The sequence below is a fragment of the Mycobacterium sp. MMS18-G62 genome (assembly GCF_053877835.1).
This window is the reverse complement of the sequence record NZ_CM132662.1, coordinates 385,739-401,094: the sequence shown is the minus strand read 5'-3', so window position 1 is coordinate 401,094 and position 15,356 is coordinate 385,739. Positions and strand designations below refer to the sequence as shown.

The 15,356-nt window shown below is 65.3% G+C and carries 16 protein-coding genes; 7 read left to right on the top strand and 9 right to left on the bottom strand.

Annotated elements, in window-relative coordinates; all coding sequences use genetic code 11:
* The first annotated feature begins 61 nt into the window (after positions 1–61).
* The 5 genes from ACWW36_RS01975 to ACWW36_RS01955 all read left to right on the top strand — a co-directional run bounded on the left by ACWW36_RS01975 (position 62) and on the right by ACWW36_RS01955 (position 5,231).
* The gene (locus ACWW36_RS01975; RefSeq protein WP_456139941.1) at positions 62–1,084 is read left to right on the top strand and encodes a peptidoglycan-binding protein; all 1,023 of its coding nucleotides are present in this window, start codon (positions 62–64) and stop codon (positions 1,082–1,084) included.
* 10 nt (positions 1,085–1,094) lie between these two features.
* The gene (locus ACWW36_RS01970; protein ID WP_456139940.1) at positions 1,095–1,508 is read left to right on the top strand and encodes a YkvA family protein; all 414 of its coding nucleotides are present in this window, start codon (positions 1,095–1,097) and stop codon (positions 1,506–1,508) included.
* A gap of 444 nt (positions 1,509–1,952) precedes the next feature.
* Positions 1,953–3,014 (top strand): hypothetical protein, encoded by a 1,062-nt coding sequence (locus ACWW36_RS01965; protein WP_456139939.1) that lies wholly within the window; start codon positions 1,953–1,955, stop codon positions 3,012–3,014.
* Positions 3,015–3,133: 119 nt separating this feature from the next.
* Complete coding sequence (locus tag ACWW36_RS01960; RefSeq protein ID WP_456139938.1) at positions 3,134–4,201, top strand: aminotransferase class I/II-fold pyridoxal phosphate-dependent enzyme; 1,068 nt, start codon at positions 3,134–3,136, stop codon at positions 4,199–4,201.
* Positions 4,182–5,231 (top strand): DMT family transporter, encoded by a 1,050-nt coding sequence (locus tag ACWW36_RS01955; protein WP_456139937.1) that lies wholly within the window; start codon positions 4,182–4,184, stop codon positions 5,229–5,231. Before ACWW36_RS01960 ends, ACWW36_RS01955 begins: the two co-directional genes overlap by 20 nt.
* On the opposite strand, the gene ACWW36_RS01950 is transcribed toward ACWW36_RS01955, so the two are convergent.
* Together ACWW36_RS01950 and ACWW36_RS01945 are read right to left on the bottom strand one after the other, a co-directional pair.
* Complete coding sequence (locus tag ACWW36_RS01950) at positions 5,118–5,807, bottom strand: response regulator (protein WP_456139936.1); 690 nt, start codon at positions 5,805–5,807, stop codon at positions 5,118–5,120. The two genes, ACWW36_RS01955 and ACWW36_RS01950, sit on opposite strands and share 114 nt — an antisense overlap.
* Positions 5,804–7,354, bottom strand: coding sequence for a sensor histidine kinase (locus ACWW36_RS01945; protein ID WP_456139935.1), 1,551 nt, complete (start codon positions 7,352–7,354; stop codon positions 5,804–5,806). The genes ACWW36_RS01950 and ACWW36_RS01945 overlap by 4 nt, the downstream gene beginning before the upstream one ends.
* A gap of 101 nt (positions 7,355–7,455) precedes the next feature.
* On the opposite strand from ACWW36_RS01945, the gene ACWW36_RS01940 reads away from it, so the two are divergent.
* Both ACWW36_RS01940 and ACWW36_RS01935 read left to right on the top strand, forming a co-directional pair.
* On the top strand, positions 7,456–8,835 hold the full coding sequence (locus ACWW36_RS01940) for a cation:dicarboxylate symporter family transporter (protein WP_456139934.1): 1,380 nt from the start codon (positions 7,456–7,458) through the stop codon (positions 8,833–8,835).
* A gap of 209 nt (positions 8,836–9,044) precedes the next feature.
* Entirely contained in the window at positions 9,045–9,350 is a 306-nt protein-coding gene (locus ACWW36_RS01935) for a hypothetical protein (RefSeq protein ID WP_456139933.1), read from the top strand.
* 83 nt (positions 9,351–9,433) lie between these two features.
* Here the strand turns inward: ACWW36_RS01935 and ACWW36_RS01930 are convergent, their stop codons facing one another.
* The 7 genes from ACWW36_RS01930 to ACWW36_RS01900 form a co-directional block, all read right to left on the bottom strand.
* Positions 9,434–9,745, bottom strand: coding sequence for a hypothetical protein (locus tag ACWW36_RS01930; protein WP_456139932.1), 312 nt, complete (start codon positions 9,743–9,745; stop codon positions 9,434–9,436).
* A 149-nt stretch (positions 9,746–9,894) separates the two neighbouring features.
* Positions 9,895–10,215, bottom strand: a complete 321-nt coding sequence (locus ACWW36_RS01925; protein WP_456139931.1) for a hypothetical protein — start codon at positions 10,213–10,215, stop codon at positions 9,895–9,897.
* 90 nt (positions 10,216–10,305) lie between these two features.
* Positions 10,306–11,496 carry a lipid-transfer protein gene (locus ACWW36_RS01920; protein ID WP_456139930.1) on the bottom strand — a complete coding sequence of 397 codons (1,191 nt, stop codon included), beginning with the start codon at positions 11,494–11,496 and terminating at the stop codon, positions 10,306–10,308.
* 66 nt (positions 11,497–11,562) lie between these two features.
* Complete coding sequence (locus ACWW36_RS01915; protein WP_456139929.1) at positions 11,563–11,889, bottom strand: rhodanese-like domain-containing protein; 327 nt, start codon at positions 11,887–11,889, stop codon at positions 11,563–11,565.
* A 68-nt stretch (positions 11,890–11,957) separates the two neighbouring features.
* The gene (locus tag ACWW36_RS01910) at positions 11,958–12,299 is read right to left on the bottom strand and encodes a DUF732 domain-containing protein (protein ID WP_456139928.1); all 342 of its coding nucleotides are present in this window, start codon (positions 12,297–12,299) and stop codon (positions 11,958–11,960) included.
* Positions 12,300–12,425: 126 nt separating this feature from the next.
* Positions 12,426–14,168, bottom strand: a complete 1,743-nt coding sequence (locus ACWW36_RS01905; RefSeq protein ID WP_456139927.1) for a serine/threonine-protein kinase — start codon at positions 14,166–14,168, stop codon at positions 12,426–12,428.
* A 48-nt stretch (positions 14,169–14,216) separates the two neighbouring features.
* A complete protein-coding gene (locus ACWW36_RS01900; RefSeq protein ID WP_456139926.1) occupies positions 14,217–15,350 on the bottom strand; it encodes a BTAD domain-containing putative transcriptional regulator in 1,134 nt (377 codons plus the stop codon).
* Positions 15,351–15,356 lie beyond the last annotated feature (6 nt).

Sequence of the window (15,356 nt, the reverse complement as noted above, 5' to 3'; positions counted from 1 at the left end):
GCTCGCCTGACTGATCATGAATTCCCTTACTGCCGAACACAATTCGGCGTAGCGTCGAAGTATGGCAGTTGTACTGAGACCCGGCGACCACAACGATCTTGTCCGGCTTCTGCAGGCCCGGCTGAACCGCGACTATCCGCTGTACTCCCACCTCGTTGTCGACGGCATCTACGGCCCGGCCACCACTGGCGTGGTCAGAGAGTTCCAGCGACGCGCGGGGCTGCAGGTCGATGGGGTCGCCGGCCCGCGGACGCTTGGCCGACTCGCCCTCAACTTCGACCAACCCGCACCACTGCCAACCACCCTGCCCTTCTTCTACTGCGCCTCCGGCACCTGGCAAACACCGTTCATGGGACCGCCATTCGACGTCGGCTGGCGACTCGAGCAGATGGGCCTGGTGCGCAACCAGCCGGTCGGATATCCCGCTGCCGGATTCCTCTACCCGAACCCATTCCTCAGCTACAACGAATCGGTCGCACTCGGTGTCGCCGAGCTCATGCGGCTGATCTTGATGAACGCCGGGCAGTTCTACCTCTGCGGCTACAGCCAAGGCGCCGAAGTGGTGGTGCGCACCCTGGGCCTGATGTTGCCGGGACAGCCGCTGGCTCACCGCGCCGGCGACCTGCTCAAGGTTGTCACCTTCGGCAGCCCGTGCCGCCCGCAGGGACCCACCCTGCTCGGTAACAACCCGCCGGGCTCAGGCATCTCGCGTCTCTATACGCCAGACCAGTTCCGTTCGCGTACATACGATTTCGTGTTGGACGGCGACATGTATGCGACCGCTACCGATGACACGCTGCTGCACCTAGGCTACGAGGCGCTCACCCCGCTCGAGCTCGAACTGCCGTTCGCGCTGAAGATCCTCGAGTTGATCCAGACCAACGAGTTTCTTGCCCTGCTCAACCTCGCCAACACGCCCGAGACGTTCGTCAAGGTGGTCCGGACGGCGATCGTCGTCGGCGACTTCATCGTGCGCAACCCACACATCCACTACCACGACTGGCCCGCCTTCGACGGGGTCACCGGCGTCGACCGTGCGGTGCAGATCGTCGCGACGGGCTCGACGGGAGGCCCGCAACCCTGACTATGGACTCATGTGGTCTGGTTGGTGGTCGATTCCGCTCGGTATCCTCGCCGGGCTTCTGCTGCTTTGGTTCGTATTTGCGATCGTGCTGTGGTTCGCCAAGCCCGACCAATACGCAATCCGGGATGCCGTGCGGCTCCTGCCCGACCTCCTGCGGCTGATCAAGCGACTCGCCGCTGATCCCGAGACGCCGCGCGGCGTCCGCGTCCGGCTGTTTCTGCTGCTCGGCTACCTCGCGCTGCCCATCGACCTGATTCCCGACTTCATCCCCGTACTCGGTTACGCCGACGACGCGATCGTCGTCGCGCTCGTGTTGCGGTCGGCGACGCGGGCTGCCGGACCCGACGCATTGGACAGGCACTGGCCCGGCACAGCAGAAGGGCTATCCGCCCTCAAGCGTCTGTGCCGGTTGAACACCACATGAACACCGCAAATCCAGCGAACACCGGCCCCGCGGTCGCTCGGTTCGCGGATGAACCTCGCCGCTGACGCTTCGTCAATGTCCCGCGTGCATGCCGCGCGTCGGGAAGTTTGCTGTCGTGTCGGGTGTGATTTGGCGCTCACTTTGGCTCGCGAATCCTAAGAATCCGTTGTTCAGACATATTTCACAACTGATCTTGGTGTGATTGCCAGGAATTCGTATATGCAGATCAACGCCACAAAGACCCTTGCTGAAAAGGCATAACAATTACATAACAAAGAATTTCTTAAGCGCTGTCTGAGAGCTTTTCGGTGATTGCCGACCACTCGCCAGTTCACGTCGTCGTAACACCTATTTTCGTCGCTACACTCGACCGAGATCGCGCCGAACAGGCGCTGACAGACCTGAAATCTAGGGCCGGTGCACGCCAAACCGGTGGAGGTACCGATGAAGATGGCAAACTTTTTGATGCCAAAGCGCACTAGTGGTTCGCATGTGACTAACGAGGATCAGATTGATCCGGACGTCACCGCCGTTGGCAGCGGTGCGGTCCGCCGCGGGCCGATCGGCGATATCGCCAGCGGAGACGCCGCTGTGATCGTCACGAACTACGGCAACGACAGCGTTTCTTTCCTCAAGGCCGAGACGCTTGCCGTCGAGCGGAATGTCGCCGTGGAGGGCGAGCCGTTCGCGGTCGTCGTCTCCCGCGACCGCGCATACATCAGCACGTCGTCCGACAACTACGACGGCATCTCGGTGATCGACCTCGACACCAGGACCGTCGTCGCGACCTACCCGCTGGCCTTCAGCGTCACCGCGATGGCCATCAGCCCCGACGGCAAGCGCGTCTACGCCGGCCGCACCGGGCATGACCGTGTCGACATCGCGGTCATCGACACCACTGCTGAGCGCGTCGGCACGATCGACGTCGCCACTGGTGCAGGCATCGGCATCGACGCCATCGACGTCGACCCGACCGGTAAGCGCCTGTACGTCGCGACCACCGACGTCCTTGGCAGCCAACTCGTCCTCATCGACGCCGAAACCGCCCGCGTGGACCGCACGGTCCCGGTCGGGGCGCCGATCCGCGATATCGCCTTCGCCGATGGCACCGCCTACGTCCTCACGTCCGACCGAGTCCGCGGTGGCGCCGTCAGCGTGATCGACCTGCCGCTCAACCGGATCACCGATACCGTGGATCTCGGCGTCGGTGCACCCACCCAAATGGCGCTGAGCCCTGACAAGACCCGCGCCTACATCGTCGACTACGACCACGTCGCGGTGCTGTGCACACTCAGCCTCGAGGTCGTCAACACCGTCACCGTCGGCGCGCGGCCGTCTTGCGTCACAGTCGATTCCCACGGTGATCGGCTCTATGTGGCCGACTACGCCGGCGAAGTCACCGCGTTCTCGGTCGACTCGGCGCTGCCGCTGCTGTACTCGCAGCTCATGGCCACCGATCCGATTGCGTTGCCCGAGCAGCGCAAGCTGGAGCCAGCAACCGTCTGACACACCGGCTGCGCGTTACGCGCAGACAAACGGGTAGTGAACTACTCGTGTGCCGGCGCGGTCGTTCTTCCTACGGTCACTAGCGCAAATCGTCAACATGCGCAGACCAGGAGAACACCATGCCCGCCGCGATCAGGACCGACCTGTCAGCGCTCGATTTCGGTGCGCAGGGCGGTGATCCGAGCCGCGGCGTCGACATGGACCTCAGCACCTGTGTCAATCGCTACGGCCCACCGCCAGCGGCCATCGCCGCGCTGCACTCGATCGAGCCCGCCGACATCCTGTTGCATCCCTACGACGCCGGCCCGCAGCTTGTCGAGTTGTACCGCGAGGCAACGGGAGTGGCCCACGGCCAGATGATCGCCGGCCGCGGGGCCAGTGAGTTCATCTGGGCGATGGGCCGCGAGCTCGATCACGCATCGATACAAGTGCCGACGCCCGCTTACACCGACTACCTCAAAGCCTTTCCCGGCCGCGGTTTCAATCCCAGTGGCGTGCAACTCCCGTCGCTTGACCAGATCGATGCCGCCCTCAACGCCGCAGGCGTGGTGATCATCTCGAATCCGCACAATCCGACAGGCGCGTATCTCGACGCCGACGGGTTGATCTCCGTCGCCGCCGCCCATCCCGCCGCGACTCTGGTTGTCGACGAGTCCTACATCGACTTCACACCGGACCCGTGTGGCTGGTCGATCATCGGCTGCGAGCTACCCAATGTCGTCGTGCTGCGTTCGACGACGAAGTTCTACGGGATAGCGGCAACCCGCACCGGCATCGCATGGTGCGCCGAACCCGAGCCGCTGGCATGCCTTTTCGGGCAGCAGGAGAACTGGGGCCTGTCCGGCGTGGATGTGCGAGTGGCATGCGCGGCGGTGCGCAGTGTCGAATGGTCGGACCGCTCCAGAACGCAGATGCATGTCGATAACGCCTGGCTGGCCGAAAACCTGTCCCGGGTAGCGGGTCTCGACCTTCAGGCCAACAAGAATGTGCACTTCCAGTACGCGTTCTGTGAACAGTCGCGCGAGGTCGCCGACGTCCTGCGGCGCCACGGCATCGGGGTGCGCATCCTTGGTGCGGCACACGGTGTATGGCCCGATGCGCTGCGCATCGTGGCGCCCCGCCACGATGAACGTGACCGATTCGCGGCCGCAATCGCCGATGTGATCGATGAACGCGTCGCGGCCTGACCGCCCGCTGGCTGGCGTCGGCCTGGCCGCGGCGGGCGCCATCTGCTACGGCGTCGCTACCGTCATCGGCCGCGCGCTGGCCAGCTCGGGCGTCGACTCCGCAACGGCGCTCGGCATCCGGTTCGCCATCGCGGCAGCGGTTCTCGCGGTATTGCTGCGGCTGCGCGGAGCCTCGATGCGCCCGCGATCTGGCGACAGGCTGCCGACCTTCCTGCTTGGCGCAGTCGGCTACGCCCTGGAGTCCACGCTGTTCTACATGTCGCTCGGGCATGGCTCTGCTGCCGCGTGCATCCTGCTGTTCTACGCCTATCCGGCGATCGTCACTGGGATCGAATACTTCCGTGGCCGAATGCAATTGACCATTGCCACGGCGGTCGCGCTGTTGCTGTCCATCGCGGGTACGACGATTGTCGTGGCGATCGGCCGGGACGTGTCGATCTCGGTCGTCGGCATCGTGCTCGCATTGTCGGCCGCGACAGCCTATGCGCTCTATCTCGTCGTCGGCCGCGGCATCGGTGGCCGCGGTGATGCCATGACCACCGCATGCTGGGTCGCGGCGGGCGCGTCGACGTCGTCGGCCCTCCGTGGGCTCATCGGCGGCACTCTGCATATTCCGAGCGGCCATCTCTTGCAGATCGTCGGCTACGGCTTAGCCACCGCTGCCGCATTCGGACTCACGTTCGCGGCGTTGGCTCGCATCGGTGCCAGCCACACGGCCGTCGTGTCGACGCTCGAAGCGGGGTCAGCCGTCGTGCTGGCCGCTGGCGTTCTCGGCGAGGGAATTTCAGCGGCCCAGGCGCTCGGCGGTGTAGCGATCGTCGCCGCTGCGGCGGTCATCGCCTTCAGCGCGAACAGACGCAAAAGTCCCCGACACGCCGAAACTTTGGAGCCATTTGCGACTGCTCGCGGAAAGAGATTAGCGCCACTGATAGCGGGTCTTCGGCCGGCCCGCCTTGCCGTAGTCGGTGTGGCGGCTGACCGTGCCCTCCTCGGCGAGCCGCTCCAGATAGCGCCAAGCCGTCACACGTGACACCCCGACCTGCTTGGCCACCGCGTCGGCGGTGATCCCGTCGGCCGAATCCCGGACGGCGCGGGCGATCTCGTCGTTGGTGCCCGGCGCGGCGCCCTTCGGGGCCGCGGATCTGTCTGTGCCGACACGCAATTCGGACAGGGCGCGATCCACCTCTGCCTGGCTGGCCGCATCGGTGCCTGCCGGCAGCGCTTCGCGGTAGCGTTGATAGCGCTCCAGCCGATCGCGAAACGCCGCGAAGGTGAACGGCTTGAGCAGATACGCCAGCGCCCCGTGGCCTACCGCCGCCCGCACCATCTCCAGGTCGCGCTCGGAGGTGATCGCGATGATGTCCGGCGCGGGACGCAGGCCGGACAGTCCGGACGCCAGCGCGATGCCGTTTGCATCGGGCAGCCCGATATCCAGCAATACCAAGTCAATCGGTGTTTCATCCGCGGCCGCCTCCGACGCAGCGCGCATCGCGTCACGGGCGGTGTGCGCCACGGCCGTCACCGAAAAGCCAGGCAGCCGACCGAGATAGGTGCGATGCGCCTCGGCGATCAACGGTTCGTCCTCGACGATCAAGACGCTGATCATGATTTCACCGTCACAGTGACCACCGACCCGTACGTCACGTCGGCAGACAGTGTGCCGTTGTGCCGCTTGACCACCTGCGCCACCAACGCCAGCCCCAGGCCGTGCTGTTCGGGATCGGAGCCCTTCGTCGAAAAGCCACGCTGCATCGCCTTTTCGAAAGTGCTGGCATCCATGCCCGGCCCGCTGTCGGCCACCCGCATCAGCAGCGTGCCGTCGTCCTGGCTCACCGTCACCTCGACCCACGGATCCTCGCGATCGCACGCGTCCATCGCGTTGTCGATCAGATTGCCGAGCACGGTGACCATCTCCTGGCCCGTCAGCGGCACGTCGTCGACGTTCGCCGGGAGATGGGTGTCCTCGGTGACGGTCAACTCGATGCCACGCTCGTCGGCCTGGGCCGTCTTGCCCAGTAGCAGCGCGACCAGTGCGGGTTCGCTCACGGCGCTCGACAGCCGATCGACGAGCCGCTGGGACAGCTCGAGCTCGTTCGTCGCGAACGTCACCGCCTCGTCGGCGCGGCCCATCTCGACCATCGTGACGATCGTGTGCAGCTTGTTGGCCGCCTCGTGTGCCTGTGAGCGCAGCGTGTCGGTCAGCACCTTCAGCGAGCTGAGTTCGCCTAGTGCGCCCTGCAATTCGGTGCGGTCGCGGATCGTGACGACTTCGGACTCGGGTGGCGCATCCTCGACGGGGGAGCGGTTGACCACCAGTACGCGGTCGTCGGTCACGTGCACCTCGTCGCGGGCTCCCGGATTGTAGGTGCGCAGGAACTCGGGTAGATCGGATCGCTCGACCGGCCCGGCAGGCAGTGAAAGCAACCGGCGCGCCTCGTCGTTGACCAACGGCACGCCATTGCGGTCGACCACGATGAGTCCCTCGGACACCGAATGCAGGATCGCGTCGTGATGCTCGTACATCACGCGCAGTTCGTCGGGACGCAGCCCGCGCGTCTGGCGCAGCAGCCGACGCCGGATCGCCCACACGCCAGCCAGCGCAACGGCCAAGGCGCCGAGGCTTACCGCCGCGATGATGGGCACTTGGGAGCGCCAACGTTCGGCCAGGCTCTTCTGAAGGATGCCGGCGGAGACGAGCCCGACGATGCGGCCCGTCTGGTCGCGGACCGGGGCCACGGCGCGGATCGACGGCCCCAGGGTTCCGGTGTACACCTCGGTGAACGTCTCACCGCGCAGCGCCGGCTCGATGGTGCCGATGTACTTGCCGCCGATCTGATTCGGGTCGGTGTGAGTGAACCGCGTCCGGTCGGGCGCCATGATCGTGATGAACGCGATGTCGGTGTTCTTGCGAACCGCCTCGGTGACCGGTTGCAAAGTCTCGGTCGCCCTTCCGGATTGGATCGCAGCGGCCGTCGACGGAGAGTCGGCCAGCGCCGTGGCGATGCCGAGCACCTGCTGGCGCGCGGCGGCGTCGCCGTCGCTGCGGGCGTCGAACAGCGCCAGCGCGCTACCGACAAGCACCACCACCGCGATCACCAGGATCTGCAGGGCGATCGCCTGGCCGGCCAGCGATCGGGGCCACCACCTGTTCAACCCGTTGCTCCTGAACGTAATGAACTAAAACGTGACCTGGCTCACGTCCTCGCAGACCATCCTTGCAGACCACTTTTGGATCTCGACTTGGAGGAACAGCCATGACCACTACGGACAGGGCGCCGGTAACGGAGCCGCCGCGGCGCCGCGACCGCACCCATTGGCTCTACATCGCCGTCATCGTTGCGGTGCTCGCCGGCATCGCCGTCGGCCTCATCGCCCCCGACGTCGGCAAGAGCGTCGGCGTGCTCGGCACGATGTTCGTCAGCCTGATCAAGATGATGATCGTGCCGGTCATCTTCTGCACGATCGTGCTCGGCATCGGCTCGGTGCGTAAAGCCGCCACCGTCGGCAAGGTCGGCGGTCTGGCGTTCGTCTACTTCCTGGTGATGTCGACCTTTGCGCTCGCGATCGGCTTGGTGGTCGGGAACCTGATCCACCCCGGCAGCGGGATGCATATCACCGAGAAGACGGCCAGCAAGGGCGCCGAACTCGCCGAGAAGGCACATGAGTCCGGGGGAATCATGGACTTCATCCAGCACATCATCCCCGACACGCTGTTCTCCTCGCTGACCGAAGGCAATGTGCTGCAGGCGCTGTTCGTTGCGCTGCTCGTCGGGTTCGCGCTGCAGGCGATGGGTCGCCAGGGCGAGCCGATCCTGCGCGGCATCGAGCATCTGCAGAAGCTGGTCTTCAAGGTTCTCGTGATGATTCTGTGGCTGGCTCCGATCGGCGCGTTCGGCGCGATCGCCAATGTCGTCGGCCAGACCGGCTGGTCCGCGGTGACCCAGCTGCTGACGCTGATGCTCGCCTTCTACATCACCTGTGTGGTGTTCGTGTTCGGTGTGCTCGGTGCGCTGCTGCGCGTGGTGTCGGGCGTCTCGATCTTCAAGCTGGTGCGGTATCTGGCCCGCGAGTACCTGCTGATCTTCTCGACCTCGTCGTCGGAATCCGCGTTGCCAAGGCTGATCGCCAAGATGGAGCACCTCGGCGTCGATCGCAGCACCGTCGGTGTCGTTGTGCCGACCGGTTATTCGTTCAACCTGGACGGCACCGCGATCTACCTGACGATGGCGTCGCTGTTCATCGCCGACGCAATGGGAAGCCCGCTGTCCGTCGGTCAGCAGATCGGACTTCTGGTGTTCATGATCGTCGCCTCCAAGGGCGCGGCCGGTGTCACCGGTGCCGGGTTGGCCACGCTGGCGGGTGGCCTGCAGAGCCACCGCCCGGACCTGCTCGACGGAGTCGGCCTGATCGTCGGCATCGACCGGTTCATGTCCGAAGCCCGCGCTGTGACGAACTTCTCCGGGAACGCCGTCGCGACCGTGCTCGTCGGGTCCTGGACGAAGACGATCGATCACGACAAGGTGAACGCCGTTCTGGGTGGAGAGGACCCATTCGACGAACTCACCATGGTTGACGACGATCGCACCCCGCACGCCGAAGAGCCGCCGCAGGAGCGAATCCCTGTGCCGGTGTAGGGCGCGCGAAGGAAAGGCCCGGCCGACCCCCCCACGGCCGGGCCTTTCTCTTGCCTCGAAACTGCGGGGAGATCGCAGATTCCCACAGGATCGCGATCTCCCCGCAGTTTCGGCGACGTCTCAAAGCTATTGAAATTCCATTGAACCCGCGCAGACCTTCGCCCGTTGAACCGGCTGACACCTACTAAACGGAAGAACGGAGGCCCGCCATGCGTGCCGTATTTCTCACACAAGTTGCGTTAGCAGCGGCGGCGTGCGGGTTGATCCTTGCCCCAGCAGGTTTCGCCTCTGCCGAATCAGCTGCAGTCACCATCGGCCAACTGCAAGCTCAGGGGTTCGACGTGAAGATCGACCGCTTCGGCAGCGCACCGCTCGATCAGTGCGTGGTTACCAACGTGCGAAACCCAAGGGAGCGAACGGAACTCGTTCCGGCGATCGGTGGCGGACGTGATCGGGACTTCGTCCCGGTGGTCGTCGCCCGCACGGTTACGGTGACGCTGGACTGCTCGCACTGACGCGCCAGAGCCCCGGCCGGAGCGATCCGGCCGGGGCTTTCGCTATCGCCAAAATTCCGTCAAACAGGTTGGGCGCCAACGGTTCACTGTGAGCAGTTGAGAGACACCGAAATCGACTGGCTGACGACGACCTGAACTAGCACGCGGTCCCTGTTGCTGCCAGGGCCGTTGAAGGGCACCCACTGCGTGACCTGCTGCGGATTGCGCACGCTGGTCACCACACAGTTCTCAATCGGGCCACTGCCCACACGGTCGATGTTGACCGTGTATCCCTCACTCTGCAGCCTGCTGATCACTTGCTGCGCTGATTCTTCTGCCGACGCGAGGCCCGCAGGCGCGGCGATCACCCCGCACACACCCACAGCCAAAGCGGCGAGCGTCCATTTTGGCCGCATAACCGCACCTCCCGTCTTCGCCTGGTTCGCCTGGTCAATGATCCTCTACTTCTATCGCCAGAGCGAACTTTTTCGTTCCGCCGCGATGCGGAATCATCCCTGTCTCCAACGAAGCACAGGCCGCTGCGGTTCAATGCCGCAAATGCAGGTCAGCGCGAGCAGTCCAGCGATACCGAAATCGATCGACTGACAACCACCGGGACCAGCACAAAGTCGTCTTTGCCGTCTTTGTCGTGCTTGTCCCTGACCCGGATCCATTTGGTGACGGTCTGAGGATTGCGGACGCTTGTCACGACGCAATCCGCCAGCGGCGCGCTGCCGACGCGGTCGACGTTGACGGTGTATCCCTCGGCTTCCAGTAAGCCGATGGTCTCTACCGGTGACTGCTCCGCTGACGCGAGCCCCGCGGGCACTGTGAGCGCTCCGAGTGTTGCGGTGGCCAGAACGGCCAATATCAATGTTGGACGCATCGGTGCGCCCCCTATCTGTGCCTGGACGGGTGGGGTCCCCACAGATACATCGCTGCAAGCAGCGAAAACGTTGCTGAGAGCAGACGGCGGCTAGCGTTCGGCCCGCTGATAGGCCGTCACAACGGCCGCGCCACCCAGTCCGATGTTGTGCTGCAGCGCCGCGGTGACGCCGTCGACCTGACGCTTGTCGGCGGTGCCGCGCAGCTGCCACGTCAACTCCGCGCACTGCGCAAGACCCGTCGCGCCCAGCGGGTGGCCCTTGGAGATCAGCCCGCCCGACGGGTTGACCACCCAGCGCCCGCCGTAGGTGGTGTCGTTGTTGTCGATCAACTTCGGCGCTTCGCCCTCGCCGCACAGCCCCAGCGCCTCGTACAGCAGCAGCTCGTTGGCCGAGAAACAGTCGTGCAGCTCGATGACCTGGAAGTCCGAAGGGCCGAGACCGGACTGGTCGTAAACCTTCTGTGCCGCTTGGACATTCATGTCGTAGCCGATCAGGTTCTTGGCGCTGCCGTCGAACGTCGACTCGAAATCCGTTGTCATTGCTTGGCCGACGATCTCGACCGCCTGCCCCGCCAGCCCGTGCTTGTCGACGAACGCCTCGCTGGCCACGATCGCCGCGCCCGATCCGTCGGAGGTCGGCGAGCACTGCAGCTTTGTCAGCGGATCGGAGATCATCTTCGCGGCCAGGATGTCGTCCAGCGAATACTCCTCCTGGAATTGGGCATACGGGTTGTTCACCGAATGCTTGTGGTTCTTGTAACCGATTTTCGCGAAATGTTCTGCGGTGGTGCCGTATTGGCGCATGTGTTCGCGGCCGGCAGCGCCGAACATCCACGGTGCAACCGGGAATGCGAACTCGTCGATCTCGGACATCGCCTTGACGTGCTTGCCCATCGGCGACTCGCGGTCCTGCGCGCCGCCTTGAAGCGGGCCGGGCTGCATCTTCTCGAAGCCGAGCGCGATCGCGCAGTCGACGAGCCCGCCGCGGACGGCCTGCGCCGCGAGGAACAACGCCGTCGAACCGGTCGAACAGTTGTTGTTGACGTTGACGATCGGGATCCCTGTCATGCCGAGCTCGTACAGCGCCCGGTTGCCGGACGTGGAATCGCCGGCCACATAGCCGACGAAGCCCTGCTCCACCTCCCGGTAGTCGATGCCCGCGTCCTTCAACGCATTGGTCCCTGATTCGCGCGCCATGTCCGGGTAGTCCCAGCCCTCGCGGCGGCCAGGCTTCTCGAACTTCGTCATCCCCACACCGGCGACGAAAACCTTGTTCGGCATCGCAGTTGTCCCTTCGCTGTTTCTGTGATCGACAGAAACACAAAGTGGGCGAACTGTCTAGATGCCCTATCGACGGCCCGACCAGGCGGCGTATCCGCCGGACAGGTAGTGGACGCGGTCGTAGCCGAGCCGGCTGAGCTGCTCGGCGGCGGGGATGGCGCGCCGCGACGAAACGCTGCAGACCACGATTTCGCGACGACGGTCGGTGACCTGGTCTGCGATGGCAGCGGGATCGATGAGCAACGCCCCGGTGATGCTGCCCTGATGGCGGGCGACCTGGGGGCGGATGTCGACGAGCAGCGCGCCTGCATCATGGCGACGGCGTGCGGTGGCAGCCGAGATCGGTTGTGGCACTGGCATCGGTCCGGTGGGGTCGTGGTGCGAAGTGGTCATGATGGTCGTTTTCTAGTTGGGGTGCGGGAGCCCCGCCGCCGCAGCGGGGCCCCCGCGTCTGGAGGGGTCTACTTGAACAAGCCGGCGTGCTCCGGGCAGTAGGCGTTCACGGAGGCGACGACAAAGACGGCGGCCTGATGTGTGGTCAGATCCGTGTTGTCGAGGATCTCTTGGCCCAGGCCCACCGGATCCGCGCCGTCATCGAGCGAGCTGCAGACGTAGTGGGCGTTTGAGATGGCGGCCTTCGGGCTGTCGTACGAAATGCCTTCGCTGCTGATTTCGTTCAAAAACGCGTCGTCCGACGACCTGAGCGCGCCGGCGGTGCCGGCGGTAGCAACGGCGGCCAGCCCGAGAGCACCCGCAACGAGCGCGGTGCCTGCGAACTTGGTGAGGCGGGACGAAGCGAACATTGGACTCCTTGTGATGTCGGTTTGTCCCGGTGGGTTTTCCGGGCTGACATCAGAGTCCGATAGCGGCCTTGGCGAATTCTTGAAAGATTCTTGGCGGCCACACCTAAGGCTTCAGTGGATTGGCGCTCATCCGTACTTCAGCCACCAATTGTGCAGGTCATCGAGGTTTGGGCCCTGCGCATCGGCGAGCAGCAGGTCGGAATTCTTGGTCCACGTGACGTCGGGGTTGTTGTTGTAGGTGCCGCACGCGATGCGGCCCTCCACATTCGCCGGCGTATCGGTGTAGTGCCACGTCGTCGGCGAATCGACGCCGCTGCCCGGGCATTGCACGAGCGCGGAGTTCTCGGCGATCGCGCCGTCGAAGTGGTTGTCCAGCGTGGCCAGATCGGCAAACAACGAATAGCGGGCATTCGCCGGTCCGCCAGGGGTGGACGGTGCCGTGCAGTCGACGGTGGCCAGCGCGCCAGGGGCCGGCGGATGGACCTCTTGGCATGCGACGCTGCCATAGCCGGCAGGCAGCAGCGCCATCAGCTTCGAGTCGAACGACTGCGACGGCTCGCTGGTGGCGGTTGTTCTGGACGGCCGGGTTCGGGTGGTTTCCGACTCCGTGGTCTGTGTGGTGGTCGCGCTCGCCGTCGGCCCGGGTGGCGAGGAGTCGTCGGGTGTGACCAGCCACCAGATCCCCAGCGCGCCCAGCACGACGACGAATACCGCGGCCGCGGCGGCGATCGGTATCCACGGCACCTTGTTACCGGGACGCGGCGGGCCGGGCGGGTGCGGTGCCGTCGTCCACATCGGCCCGCTGGGCGGTCCGCTCCCCGGAGGTGGCGGTGTGTGAAACGCCGAGGGCTGCGCGGCCGGATACGGCGCAGGAGTGGCCGCTACGGGTGGGCGAGTCGGCGGCGGGGTGGGCGGAGGCGTCGGCGGTGGCGTCTGATGGATGGGCCGCGGCGGCGGTTCGACCGGAATCGAACTCGGCAGCGTGGCGGCCTCGCTGCGCTGCAGGATGGTCGCGGCCTGATCCTGGTCGCGGGCGGTCAGCGCCTGGTTGGCGGCGAGCGCGAGATCACCGGCGCTGGCGTAACGATCCTCGGGCTTCTTGGCCATGCCCCGCGCAATGACGTCGTCGAACTCCTTCGGTATTCCCGGACGAAGCTCGCTCGGCTTCGGTATCGGCTGCATCAGGTGGGCCGTGATGACCACGCTGACGCTGTCTCCAGGAAACGGCTGCGAGCCGATCAAGCACTCGTGCAGCACGCACGTCAATGCGTAGATGTCGGCGCGATACGTCACTTCGTCGTTGGTGAACCGCTCCGGCGCCATGTACGCGTAGGTGCCCACCGCGGTGCCTAGTTCGGTGAGCTTCTCGTCCGTGGCGGCGTTGGCGATGCCGAAGTCGACGAGGTACGCGAAGTCGCTGCGGGTGACGATGATGTTCTCCGGCTTGACGTCGCGGTGCATGACACCGGCTTCGTGCGCAGCGTCCAGCGCCGACGCGACCTGGCGCACGATCGCCACCGCCCGCGCCGGCGTCATCGGCCCGAATCGCTTGAGCATCTTGCGCAGATCGGTCCCGTCGATCATTCGCATGTCGACGTAAAGCAGGCCGTCGATCTCTCCGTAGTCGTGGATCGGTACGACGTGCGGTTCCTGCAGTCGGCCCGCCGAGTGCGCCTCGCGTTGCAGCCGCTTACGGAACACCGGGTCATCAGATACGGCCGCGGGCAAGAGCTTTAGCGCGACGATGCGGTCCTTGACGGTGTCTTCGGCCTCGTAGACCTCGCCCATGCCGCCTTTACCGAGCAACCGCCTCAGGTGATACGGACCGATCGTGGAACCCACACGTGATTCCCGGCCGGGGTCGCTCATCAATCGCTCCTCGGGTGCATTTGCCAGCGAACACACCCTAATGCCGGGTTACGTCTCGCGCGGCGCGATCTCGAAGGTGAACTCGTGGTCGCAGATACGGATGTGATCACCGTCTGCCAGGGTCGCGGTGGCGCGAATTCGTTCGTTGCCCACGTCGACTCCGTTGGCCGAGCGCAGATCGGTGATCACGAAGCTGGTGCCGGTGTCGATGATGACGGCGTGGTGGCGGCTGACGTTGGGGTCGTCGAGCACGATGTCGTTGTCGGGGAGCCGGCCGATGCGCGTGGCGGCCGCGGCCAGCGGGTAGACGCGGCCGGAGGCCGAGCGCAGACTCCCGAGGGCCGATGTGGCGTTGACCGCTGTGCGCAGGTCGATGTTCACGATCGTTTGCGCTGCCGTGGTCTTGGCGGCCCGTTTCACGTCGAGCGGCTCCTGGCGAAGGATCCGCTCGTGCAGGGCGCGCACCGTCGGTCCCGGGTCGATGCCCAGGTCGTCGGCGAGCGTGGTCTTCAGCCGCTGATAGGCCTCCAGCGCGTCGGATTGCCGTTCGGCCAGATAGTAGGCGGTGATCAGCTGAGCCCACAGCGGCTCACGGTAGGGATGCTCGACTGTGAGGCTTTCCAGTTCGCCGATTACGGCATAGCCACGCCCGCAAGCGATTTCGGCCTCGGCGCGAGCAGTGTGCGCCACGATCTTGTCCTCGGTGAGAGCCGTCGCGAACGCGTCGACGAACTGGAAGTCGCGCAGGTCTTCGAGCACAGGTCCGCGCCACTCGGCCAGCGCCGTGGTGAGGTGCTGGCTGGCTTGTTCGAAGCGGCCCGCGGCCGCAGCCTGTACGCCTGCGGACTTTTCGATCACGAATCGGCCGATGTCGCAGGCCGTGTCGTCGACGGCGAGCCGGTATCCCGGCGGCGCGTTGACGAGCACGGACCGCGGGTCGGCGCCTGCGCTGCTGAGCAGCTTGCGCAGGTTGGAGATGTAGGAGTGCAGGCTCGCGCGGGCTTCTGACGGCGGCCACTGCTCCCACGCCGCGGTGATCAACGAGTCGATACCCACCGGTCTGTTGCGATTCATCACCAGAACGGCCAGCACAGCGCGCTGCTTGGGGGTGCCCAGCGGCACGGGGGCACCGTCGACCGTCATCTCCAACGGGCCGAGCACACCGAATCCGATCTTGTCCATCACCGG

What these genes read in the sequence shown, in the direction of transcription:
- ACWW36_RS01940 (WP_456139934.1), top strand. Translation starts at nt 7,456, where the DNA reads ATGACCACTACGGACAGGGCGCCGGTAACGGAGCCGCCGCGGCGCCGC.
- ACWW36_RS01950 (WP_456139936.1), bottom strand. Translation starts at nt 5,807, where the DNA reads ATGATCAGCGTCTTGATCGTCGAGGACGAACCGTTGATCGCCGAGGCG.
- ACWW36_RS01910 (WP_456139928.1), bottom strand. Translation starts at nt 12,299, where the DNA reads ATGTTCGCTTCGTCCCGCCTCACCAAGTTCGCAGGCACCGCGCTCGTT.
- ACWW36_RS01955 (WP_456139937.1), top strand. Translation starts at nt 4,182, where the DNA reads ATGAACGCGTCGCGGCCTGACCGCCCGCTGGCTGGCGTCGGCCTGGCC.
- ACWW36_RS01925 (WP_456139931.1), bottom strand. Translation starts at nt 10,215, where the DNA reads ATGCGTCCAACATTGATATTGGCCGTTCTGGCCACCGCAACACTCGGA.
- ACWW36_RS01915 (WP_456139929.1), bottom strand. Translation starts at nt 11,889, where the DNA reads ATGACCACTTCGCACCACGACCCCACCGGACCGATGCCAGTGCCACAA.
- ACWW36_RS01960 (WP_456139938.1), top strand. Translation starts at nt 3,134, where the DNA reads ATGCCCGCCGCGATCAGGACCGACCTGTCAGCGCTCGATTTCGGTGCG.
- ACWW36_RS01970 (WP_456139940.1), top strand. Translation starts at nt 1,095, where the DNA reads ATGTGGTCTGGTTGGTGGTCGATTCCGCTCGGTATCCTCGCCGGGCTT.
- ACWW36_RS01935 (WP_456139933.1), top strand. Translation starts at nt 9,045, where the DNA reads ATGCGTGCCGTATTTCTCACACAAGTTGCGTTAGCAGCGGCGGCGTGC.
- ACWW36_RS01965 (WP_456139939.1), top strand. Translation starts at nt 1,953, where the DNA reads ATGAAGATGGCAAACTTTTTGATGCCAAAGCGCACTAGTGGTTCGCAT.
- ACWW36_RS01930 (WP_456139932.1), bottom strand. Translation starts at nt 9,745, where the DNA reads ATGCGGCCAAAATGGACGCTCGCCGCTTTGGCTGTGGGTGTGTGCGGG.
- ACWW36_RS01905 (WP_456139927.1), bottom strand. Translation starts at nt 14,168, where the DNA reads ATGAGCGACCCCGGCCGGGAATCACGTGTGGGTTCCACGATCGGTCCG.
- ACWW36_RS01975 (WP_456139941.1), top strand. Translation starts at nt 62, where the DNA reads ATGGCAGTTGTACTGAGACCCGGCGACCACAACGATCTTGTCCGGCTT.
- ACWW36_RS01920 (WP_456139930.1), bottom strand. Translation starts at nt 11,496, where the DNA reads ATGCCGAACAAGGTTTTCGTCGCCGGTGTGGGGATGACGAAGTTCGAG.
- ACWW36_RS01900 (WP_456139926.1), bottom strand. Translation starts at nt 15,350, where the DNA reads ATGGACAAGATCGGATTCGGTGTGCTCGGCCCGTTGGAGATGACGGTC.